The organism is Spirosoma litoris (genome assembly GCF_054776755.1).
Genome location: NZ_BAAHBI010000065.1, coordinates 41322 through 54459, shown reverse-complemented (window position 1 = coordinate 54459; position 13138 = coordinate 41322). Strand labels below are relative to the sequence as shown.

The 13138-nt window shown below is 49.5% G+C and carries 6 protein-coding genes; 5 read left to right on the top strand and 1 reads right to left on the bottom strand.

The features are described from left to right. The first annotated feature begins 267 nt into the window (after positions 1 to 267). The 3 genes from ACYVGR_RS31810 (at position 268) to ACYVGR_RS31800 (ending at position 7740) form a co-directional block, all read left to right on the top strand. Entirely contained in the window at positions 268 to 3555 is a 3288-nt protein-coding gene (locus ACYVGR_RS31810) for a SusC/RagA family TonB-linked outer membrane protein (RefSeq protein WP_460964091.1), read from the top strand. A gap of 88 nt (positions 3556 to 3643) precedes the next feature. Further along, entirely contained in the window at positions 3644 to 5074 is a 1431-nt protein-coding gene (locus tag ACYVGR_RS31805; RefSeq protein WP_460964089.1) for a SusD/RagB family nutrient-binding outer membrane lipoprotein, read from the top strand. Positions 5075 to 5184: 110 nt separating this feature from the next. Beyond that, a complete protein-coding gene (locus ACYVGR_RS31800; RefSeq protein WP_460964087.1) occupies positions 5185 to 7740 on the top strand; it encodes a PIG-L family deacetylase in 2556 nt (851 codons plus the stop codon). Between the two features lie 217 nt (positions 7741 to 7957). On the opposite strand, the gene nudK is transcribed toward ACYVGR_RS31800, so the two are convergent. Next, on the bottom strand, positions 7958 to 8539 hold the full coding sequence (gene nudK, locus ACYVGR_RS31795) for a GDP-mannose pyrophosphatase NudK (protein WP_460964085.1): 582 nt from the start codon (positions 8537 to 8539) through the stop codon (positions 7958 to 7960). A gap of 54 nt (positions 8540 to 8593) precedes the next feature. Between nudK and ACYVGR_RS31790 the strand changes: the two genes are divergently transcribed. Next, positions 8594 to 9346 carry a DeoR/GlpR family DNA-binding transcription regulator gene (locus ACYVGR_RS31790; RefSeq protein WP_460964083.1) on the top strand — a complete coding sequence of 251 codons (753 nt, stop codon included), beginning with the start codon at positions 8594 to 8596 and terminating at the stop codon, positions 9344 to 9346. Between the two features lie 3 nt (positions 9347 to 9349). Continuing rightward, the gene (locus ACYVGR_RS31785) at positions 9350 to 13135 is read left to right on the top strand and encodes a hydantoinase B/oxoprolinase family protein (RefSeq protein ID WP_460964082.1); all 3786 of its coding nucleotides are present in this window, start codon (positions 9350 to 9352) and stop codon (positions 13133 to 13135) included. Positions 13136 to 13138 lie beyond the last annotated feature (3 nt).

Sequence of the window (13138 nt, the reverse complement as noted above, 5' to 3'; positions counted from 1 at the left end):
TTTATAAAGATGAGCATTAACACATATATACTACTGATTACCAGTAATTTTATAGAGATACGCGCAACCTACTAAGATTAAAATTCGATAAAAAGAAGGTTAAAATACCTAGTATTTATACCTAAATAATAAATAATTCTAAATAAAATCATATACCTAAAATATAGTTTCTATATAATCATATTTATTAGAATAAAATTTCGTAAATAGTCAATTGAATACTATTTCATAGAACAAAAACCGCATTTGTTAACTTAAACTAAAACTATGATGAAATCACTACTCATGAGCCTATTGCTGGTGGGCTTAAGTTGTTCATGTGTGTGGGCGCAGGGCCGTAAGATAAGTGGTACTGTTGCTGCCGAAGAAGGCGCAGGGGGGTTTGCCGGTGCTACGGTCGTTATTAAAGGGACAACCATTGGCACAGTCACCGATGTAAAGGGTGAGTATAGCCTAAATGTCCCACCATCGGGCACCACACTGGTTTTTTCCGCAGTAGGTATGCAAACGGTTGAAGAAGTCATTGGCGGACGGGCGGTCATTAATGTTCAGCTGAAGACCGATACCAAACAATTATCGGAGGTTATCATCACCGCGCTTGGCGTTAAAGAAGAGCGCGACAAATTTGCGTCATCCGTTTCGACGGTGGAAGGGAAAAGCATCGCCAAATCAGGTGAAACGAGCCTTCTGACTGGTTTAAGCGGGAAAGCCTCGGGGGTAATTATCACCCGAAATGGTGGTGACCCAGGCGCAGGCGCTTACATTCAGATTCGTGGCCAGAATACAATCAACGGTAACGCCCAACCACTCTTTATTGTCGATGGAATTCCTGTCAGTAACTCCAGCGACAATACCGGGTCGGCAGCAGGGAACTCTATCGTTCAGCAGTCGCGCATTAACGATATCAACCCCGAAGACATCGAAAGCATGGAAGTACTGAAAGGTGCTTCGGCAGCGGCTTTATGGGGCACACGGGCGGCTAACGGGGTAGTTGTTATCACGACTAAAAAAGGGAAAGACAGTAAAGGGAAAGTGAATATCACCTTCAAGTCGACCGTTTCGTTCGACCGGGTGAATAAAATGCACCCCCTCCAGACAACCTATGGCCAGGGTACCAATGGCCGATACAGCCAGGGAAACAAAGTTAGCTTTGGCGACCTGATTTCCAGTCGGGCGGGTGGGGCCGATACGTACATAACAGACCCGACAGCAGCTGGTTATCAGGGATTTGTAACGTTCCCGGATGGAACCAAACGCTACGCCATTGCAGCCGGAACAGCCGCTAATCCGCATGGTGGCAAAAACTCAAGAGACGTTTTTGATCACGTCAACGACGTGTATCAAACCGGTCATTTTACGGATAACAGCATCAACCTGAGTGGAGGAAATAACCGGTCTAATTTCATGATCAGTTATTCCAACCTCAACCAGGAAGGTATTGTAAAAGCCTTCAGTAATTACCAGCGCAACACCGCTCGGGTCAATGTAGCCAGCCAATTCACCGAATGGTTTCGGGCTTCGGCCAACGTGGCTTACTCGAAAGTATTTTCATCGCGTAACCAACAGGGTGACAACCTCGACGGTATTCTGTTAGGCGGAACCCGTACTGCTCCTGATTTCGACAACTCGTATTATACCGGCACGTATACCGATGTAAATGGTCAGGTTTTCGCCAACGAGCACGTTTCGTACCGAAACCCGCTGGGTAAAGATCAGAACTCGATTTACTCGAACCCGGTCTGGAATATTAACAACAACAAAAATACCACCGACGTTGACCGGATTACGGGTAACATTGAATTAGGAATTACGCCAACTTCCTGGTTAAGCATTACAGGCCGGACCGGTATCGATAACTTCACCGACGCTCGTCTGGAACGTTTTGCCCGTAACTCATCGACCTACCTTGGCGGTTATTTGTCGAAAAACTGGATTACCGAGAAGCAATTCAACACTGACGTGTTTGCCAACGCCAACAAAACATTCAGCAATAACTTTAGTGGTTCGCTGTTAGTTGGTGTTAACTACAACAGCCGCCGGAAGGCTATCCTGACTGATGCGATCACGAATCTGATTGTGCCCACAGCTCCTGATATTCTGACCAATGCCTTAAACTCGAACCTGTCGGCATCTAACTACAACTCCCTGATCCGCACGTATGCCTACTACGCACAGGCCGAAGTACAGGCATATAACATGCTGTTTTTGACCCTGACAGGCCGGAGTGAAAGTGCTTCGACATTTGGCTCTAAAACAAACAGTAGCTTCTTTTTCCCATCGGCGGCCCTTGCCTGGCAATTCAGCAAGTTAAAAGGGCTGGAAACGAGCTCGGTGCTGAGCTTTGGTAAACTACGCCTGACCTGGGGGCAAGTGGGTATTCAGCCACAACCTTACCAAAACTTCACGACCTTCTCGCCAGCCTCTTATGGCGACTCCTTTGCGGGTGGTTTATCATCGGCCAGTTCGCTCTATGGTGGCGGTTATGTTCGGAGTACAACGGCTGGTAACGACTTCCTGCGTCCAGAACGCAAAACGGAATCGGAAGTTGGGGTCGACCTCCGTTTCCTCAACAACCGCATCAATTTCTCGGCAACAGCTTACAGCAACAACACGAAAGACGTAATTCTATCGCTGAACGTTCCGAACGAAACAGGGTACACCGTCCGGAACATCAACGCGGCCGAATTATCGAACAAAGGACTTGAACTCGAAGCTGGTGCCGATGTAATGACCCTGGGCAATTTCAAATGGAATCTGTCGGCCAACTTCTCCCTGAACCGTAACAAGGTTATTTCATTGGCGGGAGCCAGTGTGTATATATTACCTGACAGCTATCAGGAAAATGCATCGCTCATTCCGGGACAACCGTTTGGCGTTTTCTATTCGACTGACTTCCTGAAAGATGAATCGGGCAAGTACAAGCTCGATGCCAACGGTTTCCCACAAGGTGGTACTGATAACGAAATCATCGGCAATCCGAACCCGAAATGGCGGGGTGGCTTAGGAAGCACCTTCTCGTACAAAGGATTGTCACTTTATGTATTGTTTGACCGGGTTGCGGGTAATGATTTTTACAATGGCACACGCGGTGCGCTGTACAACATTGGCACTCATGGCGATCAGGGACATACGGTGGTAGCGCCAACAGGTGGCTTAAAAGATGTGACCGGTGCTACGATAGCTGCAGGTACTTCGTTCCAGGGTGAAATCAAAGATTTCGGCGCAGGGCCAGTAGCCATCAACCAGGCTTGGTGGCAAGGGCGGGGAACGGCTTTCAACTCAGCTTCTTATAAGCAATTTATTGAAGATGGTAGTGCTACCCGCATGCGCGAAATAACGCTTAGCTACAGCCTCCGCAGCGCAGGGTTCCGCCGGTTCACGCACCTATCGAACGTCGATTTCAGCTTAACGGGCCGTAACCTTGTTTTATGGACCAACTATACCGGCACCGATCCTGAAGTAAACATTACGGGAGCTGGCTTATCGCGCGGTCAGGACTGGTTTACTAACCCCAACACAAAGTCACTGCTGTTCTCCCTGAAAATCACGTACTAACCCTGGTTAAGGTTTTCAGCGATTCGTCGCTCTGGTTCATGGCACGTTCGCCAATGAATCACCTGAACTAGTAAACTCATTTAGAACCATGAAAAAATCATTTTCTCATAAAGTTGTCATGGCAATGCTGGGCGTTTCGCTCTTAAGCAGTTGCAGTGATTTGTTTAATGAACAGAATATTAAAAGCAACCCGAATGCGGTTACGGATGTAGACGTAGCTACCCTTTTGTCGGGAACGCTTCTGGGTGTTTCCATGCTGCATGAGGATACCGACGTGCGGATTTCGGCCATCTGGGCAGGCGAGTTGAACGGACTGGCCCGGCAGCATCAGGGCTATGCCGAATACATTGTTTCCTCCCAGAATTTCTCCTGGAATCCACTTTACCCGGCTGCCAGTCAGGCACGGCTGATTCAAACAAAGGCGGATGCTCTCGGCGATAAATGGACCAAAGGCGTTGGGCAGGTATTGGAAGCCCTGCTGATTGCCAAAGCGACGGATCTTTACGGCGATGTTCCTTATAGCCAGGCGTTTGACGATGTCAAATACCCAACCCCCGTATTCGATAAGCAAGCGGACGTTTATACGGCGCTCCATACGACGCTCGACAACGCGATTCAGAATCTGTCGGCATCGGCGGGTTTAGCCTTTGCCACGCAGGATTTCATTTATGGCGGTAATGTTTCCAAATGGAAAGCGGCTGCCTATACCCTGAAAGCCCGGCTTTATCTGCACACCGGCGATTATGCCAAAGCCGTTACCAATGCAGCTTCAGGAATCAGCAGTACGGCAGGCGATGCGCTGGTTCCGCATGGTACCAGCCAAGGGGTCGATTATAACCAGAACTATGATTTCTTCCGGGTAAACCGGGCGGGCGATACGGGCTTCGATGGCGCTTATCTGCCAACTCTGATAAACTCCCGAATTAACTCAGCCAATACCAAAACGGACGAAACGGCGCTCTATAATTTCTATTTCAAGACGGGCATAACGGCAACGGGTAGTCTAGATCCAAACGTTGTTGATGGGGCATTTAAGTCAACCGCTCCGCATCCTATTCTCACGTACTATGAGAATCAGCTGATTATAGCAGAAGCACAGGCTCGTTTGGGCGACACCGATAAGGCATTAGCGGCCCTCAATCTGGTCAGAAGTGGACTTGCCAAAGGGTATCTCAACGGGCAGACTATGTCGACCACGGGCCTTAAATACGACGCTTACGTAGCATCCGACTTCGCTCCTACCGGTCTGGCCAATCCAACGAAACTGGCAACAGTGCAAACAGCTATGCTCTATGAAATTGTTACGCAGCGCTACATTATTTTCCTGATGCAGTACGAGGCTTTCAATGATGTGCGCCGAATGGCAAAGGCAACCCCAGTTGTTCAATTACCGATTCCGCTCTATGCGGGTACGCAGAAGCCGCAACGGTTCATTTATCCACAAGGTGAGGTTAACACCAATCCAAACGTGCCGAAACCACTTCCCGATCAATTTACCAAAGTGTCAATCTTCCAATAAATACGTTTAGTTGTTAGGCAACACTAGTTAAAAGGCTACCTTTTTAGGGTAGCCTTTTCTATGCTTTCGTTGTAAATTTGTCCAATCCATCAATAATCTATTTTCAGCCTGTGTCGCTCAGAAAACGCCTGCCTGCCTTACTACTTGGTCTTTCGCTTAGTTCAGCTTTAGTTGCTCAGGTTCCTTATGGACCAATTAAGCCAACTCCTTCCAGTGAAATCCTCTCGAATCTGAAGAAACTGAACGTTCTCGGCACGGTGCTCTATGTAGCCGCCCACCCCGACGACGAAAATACGCTACTCCTTGCTTACCTGGCCAAAGATCGACTCGTTCGAACGGGTTATCTTTCCTTAACACGGGGCGATGGCGGTCAAAATCTGATTGGGCCAGAGCAGGGTGAAAATATTGGTGTTATCCGTACCCAGGAACTTCTGGCGGCACGTCGGGTCGATGGGCCTGATCAGTTTTTCAGTCGGGCGTATGACTTTGGGTTCTCCAAATCGACCAATGAAGCCGTGCGGACCTGGGGACAGGATAAAGTTCTGGCCGATGTGGTCTGGATGATTCGCAAGTACCAGCCTGATGTGATTATCACCCGATTTCCACCCGATGCCCGCGCGGGTCATGGTCACCACAGCGCATCGGGTTTTCTGGCCGAAGAAGCGTTTAAAATCTCAAATGATCCGACCAAATTCCCGGAGCAGTTGGCCTTCGTGAAGCCCTGGCAGGCCAAGCGAATTTTCTGGAATATGTTCATTCCGGGCGCTTTCCTGAGCAATAAAAAACCCGACGAAGCGGGCAATCTGGTTGGTGTTGAAACGGGACTATATAACCCACTGTTGGGTAAGTCGTATGGCGAGATTGCCTCCGAAAGCCGCAGTCAGCACAAAAGCCAGGGATTTGGCGTAGCGCCAAATCGGGGTGAAAAAGTTGATTACTTTCTGCTAAAAGGCGGTGACCCTGTTCAAAAAGATCCGCTCGAAGGCATCGATATAAGTTGGAAACGGGTTAAAAATAGCGACGCTGTGCAATCGCTCGTCACCCAAACAATTGCCAGCTTCCGACCCGACCAACCTGCCGCTTCAGTTCCGGCATTGGTGCAGCTTTATGGCGCGATCAGCAAGCTAGACACGACCAATATCTATGTAAAAGCCAAACGTCAGGAAGTACAAACGCTCCTTCAGCAATGTCTGGGCCTTTGGTTCGAAACGAATCCTGCCGACTATGCAGCTACGCCCGGTGAAACCATCAAAATTTCGACTAACGTTGTCAACCGGGTCAATGCGCCCGTTAAGCTGGTTAGTATTCACTATTCAACTGGTAAAGACACTACGCTCAATCTGGCGCTTAAACCCAATGACGTTATCCTTTTCCCAACTACACTGGCGATTCCTAAAACGCAACCAATTTCGCAACCTTACTGGCTTGAGAAACCAATCGATAAAGGCTTGTTTCAGGTCGATAACCAGCAGTTAATTGGCCTTCCAGAAAACCCGGCAGCGGTAACGGCCAGTTATACTTTCGAGATTGGTGGTCAATCGTTTACGTATAGCCGTCCCGTTGTTTACAAATCCACCGACCCGGTTGATGGGGAAATTTATCGTCCGTTCATCATTCAGCCTGCCGTAACAGCCAACCTCACCGAACGGGTGTATGTGTTTGCTGACAATACAGCCAAAACGGCTGAAATTGTGGTAAAAGCTGGGCAAGCGAATCAAGTAGGAACGCTTAAGCTCGACGTTCCAACAGGCTGGCGCGTAGAACCAGCATCTGCTCCTTTTTCACTAACGAACAAGGGCGATGAGCAACGGATAACCTTTAGTCTGTCGCCAACGGCACAGGCCAAAGATGGCAAATTACAGGCCATTATGACGACGGCTAGCGGCACTTTTACAACCGGTCTGCGCCTGGTTGCTTACAAGCATATTCCAACGCAAACGCTGTTTCCGCCTGCTTCGGCCAAATTGGTTAAGCTCGATGTAAAAGTAACCGCGAAAAACATTGGCTACATAGTTGGTGCGGGCGATGAAGTGCCTGCCGCGTTACAGCAAATGGGTTGCCGTGTTACGTTGCTTGGCCCCAATGATTTAATTGGTAACCTTTCGGGTTATGACGCCATTGTCGTAGGCGTTCGGGCTTACAACACCAATAGCTGGATGGCTCGGGCTCAACCCCAATTGATGGATTACGTCAAAAACGGCGGAACGATGATCGTGCAATATGTTACGCCCGTTAACTCGTTCTTCCGGAATGAAGCCCCCCTACCCCAACTTGGCCCCTACCCATTTAAAGTCGTAAATGAGCGTGTTACGGAAGAGGATGCACCGATGAACTTCATCAATCCGCAGCACCCGCTACTCAATTATCCGAATAAAATTACAGCCGCTGATTTTTCGGGCTGGATTCAGGAACGCGGCATTTATTTCGCGCAGGATTGGGACAAAGCCTACGAACCCATTTTCTCGGCCAACGATCAGAACGAAGCGCCCAAACAAGGAAGTTTGATTTATGCCAAATACGGCAAAGGCCACTTCATGTACACAGGTCTAGTCTTCTTCCGCGAATTACCCGCTGGTGTACCGGGCGCTTACCGTCTGTTCGCCAACATGATCTCAGCGGCAAGTGATTCTGCGGCTTCGGTGTCGGGTTCTTCGAGCAAGAAGTAGAGACATATGTATGGCCTTCGTGGCGTCGATGACTCTCGTGGTGTCGGGTTCTCAAACCCGACGCTGTGAGGTTTCTTAAAACCGAATGACATCTATTCTCGAGGTTTTGAGAAACCTTGCCGTGTCAGGTTCTTCAACCTGATACCACAGCAACCACAGCAAAACATTTCCGAGACGTGACGTCGGGTTCTTCAACCCGACATCATACATTTTGCCATCAGTTCTGGTTTAGCTGCTGTAAACGCAAATACTGTAACAGCATGATCGTCTTACCGTCCATGATATCACCGTTTTTAATCATGGCCATCGCCTGACTAACAGACAGTTCCAATATGTCAATTTCTTCTTCGTCGATGCCGCCCCCTGCATTTCGCTCGGTGTCGGCGGTGTAGTGAGCGAGATAGAAGAATAGCTTTTCGGTCACAGAACCTGGGCTCATATAGGCTTCCATGATTTTCTGGACCGATTGAATCCGGTAGCCGGTTTCTTCCTCCATTTCCCGTCGGATGGCATCGTCCGGATGCTCATCGTCGAGCAGACCTGCGCAGGCTTCAATCAGCATACCCGACTGGTTACCATTCACGAAGGTTGGTAATCTGAACTGGCGGGTCAGAATCACCGTATCGGTTTGCGGATTGTGTAACAAAATAGTAGCCCCATTGCCCCGGTCATAAGCCTCGCGTTGTTGCGTAGTCCATTTTCCATTCTTACCCAGATAATTGAATGTAAACCGTTTAAGAATGTACCAGTTGTCAGAAAGCAATTTCTCCTCCGTTATTTGCACACGTTCAGTAGCCATTTGTTTAAAATTGTTCAATTTTGTTTATTTTTGAACAAAAGAAGTAAATCGGGTATGAATTTCCAACAGCGAAAGCAACTTATTGTACAAACGGTCGAGGAACGTGGCTCGGCGGATGTGGGTGAATTGGCCGAATTGGTACAAACGTCGGAGATGACTATCCGGCGGGATTTGGTTCAATTGGCGGCTTCAGGTCTGGTTTACCGAACAAGAGGTGGCGCCATGAAAGTAAGCCTGGCCACCGATAAACACCGATTTTCGAACAAAACCGCTGTCAATTCCGAACGGAAAGATTATATCTGCCAGTTGGCCGCCCAGGAAATTCAGGAAGGCGATGTGATTTTCATGGATTGTGGCAGCACTGTGTTTCGACTTTGTCCATTCATTCGCAATAAACGTATCACAGTAATCACAAATTCGCTACCCGTCGTAGCAGAATTGATGGAGTCAGAAGTCTCTGTCAATCTGGTAGGTGGTGAAGTCGACAAAGAGCGGCAGGCGGTTCATGGGTTAATTGCCGAAGAACACATGGCCCGCTATAGAGCTAACCGGGCGTTTATGGGCGTCGATGGTATCTCGTTGGCGCATGGGCTGAGCGCGAACAGTGAGAAGGAAGCGAGCATAGCAACGGCCATGGCCCGGCAAACCGAAAAAGTTTATCTCCTCTGCGATTCCTCGAAATTAGAAACCAACAAATACCTCTATTTTGCGCCATTAAGCCTATTCGATGTGTTGATTACAGACAAGGAAGCGAACCCAGAACTTGTAACAGCTTATCGACAGGCGGGAATTACGCTGATCAATTAACCCATGTACCAAATCTGGATTGATACGGGCGGCACCTTTACCGACGGCCTCGCTCTTGACCCCAACGGGAATTTACACCGAACCAAAGTGCTGAGCAGTAGCCGCCTGCGCGGTCAGTTGATCGACGGTAAACTTGTAGCGCCCTGGTTAACGGCACCTATTTTTGATGGGTATCAGCTACGGGTTATTGAAACCGATGAGCTGTTTACGATAGAGTCATTAGCCGTTGATGGGACAGTGAGGTGTAACGCGGACAGGATGTCCGCGTTACACCTCAGCACGTTACAAACAGTCGAACTCTTCACAGGCGAAGAAGCCCCTGTTTTGGCAGCTCGTTTATTGACACAAACGCCCATCAGTCAACCGTTTCCACCTTTGGAAATGCGCCTGGGAACGACCAAAGGAACCAACGCCCTACTCGAACGGAAAGGCGGACGCGTGGCGCTTCTTGTTACAAAAGGTTTTAAAGACCTCCTTAAAATTGGCACGCAACAACGCCCCGACTTATTTCAACTTACCATCCCACCCGCCGAAGTCCTATATGACTCCGTACTGGAAGTGGACGAACGTATAACCGCTGATGGCCAAGTGCTGACGCCTTTATCCAGCCAGACGATTGACGTGCTTGTTTCACAAATTCAGGAAACGCAACCGGATGCCATTGCGATTTCCCTATTGAACGCCTATAAAAACCCGATTCACGAACAACAACTCCATACAGCTATAACCGAAGCTGGTTTTACTTACATAACCCACTCCACCAACGTTTCGGTGACTCCGCAATACGTATCCCGCACACAGACAACCGTGGTCGATGCTTACCTGACTCCGGTAATGCGGTCTTATCTGGATAACGTTCAGTTGCAACTCGGTGGTGCTAACGTGCGAATTATGACCAGTTCGGGTGGACTGGTCCGAGCGGATTTGTTTCAGCCAAAAGACAGCTTATTAAGTGGGCCAGCCGGTGGTGTTATTGGGGCAGCTTCCATTGCGAATAGTCAGCCGGTATTAACCCTCGACATGGGCGGCACGAGTACTGATGTCGCCCGGATTCAGGGAGGAGCCGATTATCGGTTTACGACCAAAATTGGGCCGTTCGACTTGCAACTGCCTTCGCTGGCTATTGAAACGGTAGCGGCTGGCGGTGGTTCCGTTTGCTGGTTCGAGAGTCACGGAGCCACGTCTGGTCAATTGCGTGTAGGGCCTCAGAGTGCCGGAGCGAATCCCGGCCCGGCCTGTTATGGTGCTTCGGCTAGCGGCAAACCACTGCTGTTGACTATTACCGATGTCAATCTACTCTTAGGAAAACTTCATCCAAAACAGTTTGGTATTCCTGTGTTTCCTGAAAAAGCTCAGGAAGCCTTAGCAGAAGTCATCCAGCAAATTGAAACCCAAACGGGTAGCCGACCTGACAAATTAACAGTCCTGCGCGGTTTCGAGCGGATTGCCAACGAAACGATGGCTGGAGCCATTCGCAAGATTTCAGTAGCACGCGGTTTCGATCCAAAGGACTATAGTTTGCTGGTCTTTGGTGGAGCTGGTGGATTACACGGTTGCGCCATTGCCCGATTGCTAGGCATGGAGCAGTTGATTTTGCCGTTCGATGGCGGTCTGCTAAGTGCTTATGGGATTGGTCAGGCCCAAATCGAGCGCATGGCAACACGGTCGGTGTTACAGCCCTTATCGGTTGTAGAAGCTGATCTACCAACCCTGATCGACGGATTAATTCAGAGCGCAACCGAGGCTTTGCGGGAAGACGTTGGGGCCGATGTTCCTATTAACACAAAGGCCATCTCCTTGTTTCTGCGTTTGTCAGGTCAGGAAGCGACTGTTGATATTCCATTTAGTACGAATCTGAAAGACGATTTCCGTGAAAAGTATCAACGCTTATACGGCCATTTCCCTGAGAATCGACCAATCGAACTGGAAAGTATCCGCGTCATTGTCAGCACGGTGAGCCCCGAAAATCCAGTAAGTAGTTCGCCCGTGAGCCATCATCACGCTGCACCAACTTTCCAGACAGAGGCTTACCCGGCCTACGACTGGACGAAACTACAGGAAGGTGATACGTTTCGCGGACCAGCGTTGCTCCTTAACACAACCTCATCGGCTTTCATTGAACCCGGTTGGCGATTGGTTGTTCAGGAAAACAGGAATGTATCTGTTGACTACATTGCGGATAATGCCGACGAAACCATTGTCGAATCGAACGAGGTCATCCAGCTAGAATTATTCACCCAGCGGTTCCGGGCAATTGCCGAAGAAATGGGCGCACAATTACAGCGTACGGCCTTCTCCGTCAACGTCAAAGAGCGACTTGATTTTTCCTGTGCCCTGCTCGATGCTACTGCTGAACTGGTGGCTAATGCGCCACACATTCCGGTCCACCTGGGTAGTTTGGGCGTTTGCGCCCGCCTGAGTTTGGCAGCCATGCCTACACTAGAACCGGGCGACGTTATCATCACAAACCACCCGAAATACGGTGGTTCGCACCTTCCCGATGTAACATTACTTAGTGGTGTTTTTACCGATGAGAATGAGTTAATTGGCTACGTCATAAACCGGGCGCACCACGCCGAAATTGGCGGTAAAGTGCCGGGTTCAATGCCACCCGACGCGGTGTCGCTTATTGAAGAAGGAGTTGTTCTGGAACCCATGTATGTTGTGAAGAACGGGCAGTTTTTGTGGGAAGATACGCTTGCCCAACGCTTTACAAATGTCCCCTACCCAACCCGTGCTCTGGCTGAAAACAGAGCCGACATTGAAGCCGCGCTGGCCTCGCTAAAAGCAGGCGAAACCGCCCTTCAACAGCTCGTTCGGCAGTATGGCCTATCAACGGTGAAACAGTATATGAAGCGGTTGCAGCAATCGGCCACGGGTGCTATTTCGGCAGTTCTGAAGCCCTTAGCAGGAAACGTCTACGAAGCCGAAGAAGGGTTGGATGATGGACACAGTATCCGCTTGAAAATCCAGATTTCGGAAGAAAGCATGGTCGATTCTACGCCACGCATTCAGTTCGATTTTACCGGAACCTCAGGCGTGCACCCGCATAATCTCAACGCCAACATTTCCATTCTATACAGTGCCGTATTGTATGTGCTGCGCTTATGGTGCGGACGCGATATTCCGCTAAATGAAGGCTTAATGGTTCCCGTCGATCTGGTTTTACCCGAGTCTTCCTTCTTGAATCCGATTTTTCCCACAGATTCATCGCTTTGCCCGGCCGTGGTAGGTGGTAATACAGAAGTCAGCCAACGACTGGTCGACACTTTGCTGAAAGCTCTTGGACTAGCTGCCTGTAGTCAGGGAACGATGAACAATTTCCTGTTTGGGAAGTCGGGAGCAGGTTCGGGCAACTTCGGCTATTACGAAACCATTGGCGGTGGTGCAGGGGCTACCGACGGTTCAGATGGTCGCTCGGCGGTACACCAGCACATGACCAACACCAAACTCACTGACCCCGAAGAATTCGAACGACGCTATCCGGTACGCCTGCATCAGTTCGCCATTCGAAAAGGTTCTGGGGGCGGTGGACAATGGCACGGGGGCGACGGAATTATCCGCGAAATTGAGTTTCTGGAACCTGTACAAGCAACCCTTTTGAGTCAGCATCGGGTGGTGGCGCCCTATGGGTTAAATGGTGGAGAATCGGGAGCCACAGGCTCTCAAACGTTGATTTTAGCTAACGGTCAAACAGAAAGTCTGCCAGGCATTTTCACCCGCGCTATGCAGCCTGGAGAACGTATCCGAATTGAAACGCCAGGGGGCGGAGGGGCTAACGCTAAATGATTA

Bases quoted from the DNA above. Each gene is read 5' to 3' on its own strand.
- nudK (WP_460964085.1), bottom strand. From the start codon at position 8,539: ATGGCTACTGAACGTGTGCAAATAACGGAGGAGAAATTGCTTTCTGAC.
- ACYVGR_RS31805 (WP_460964089.1), top strand. From the start codon at position 3,644: ATGAAAAAATCATTTTCTCATAAAGTTGTCATGGCAATGCTGGGCGTT.
- ACYVGR_RS31785 (WP_460964082.1), top strand. From the start codon at position 9,350: ATGTACCAAATCTGGATTGATACGGGCGGCACCTTTACCGACGGCCTC.
- ACYVGR_RS31810 (WP_460964091.1), top strand. From the start codon at position 268: ATGATGAAATCACTACTCATGAGCCTATTGCTGGTGGGCTTAAGTTGT.
- ACYVGR_RS31790 (WP_460964083.1), top strand. From the start codon at position 8,594: ATGAATTTCCAACAGCGAAAGCAACTTATTGTACAAACGGTCGAGGAA.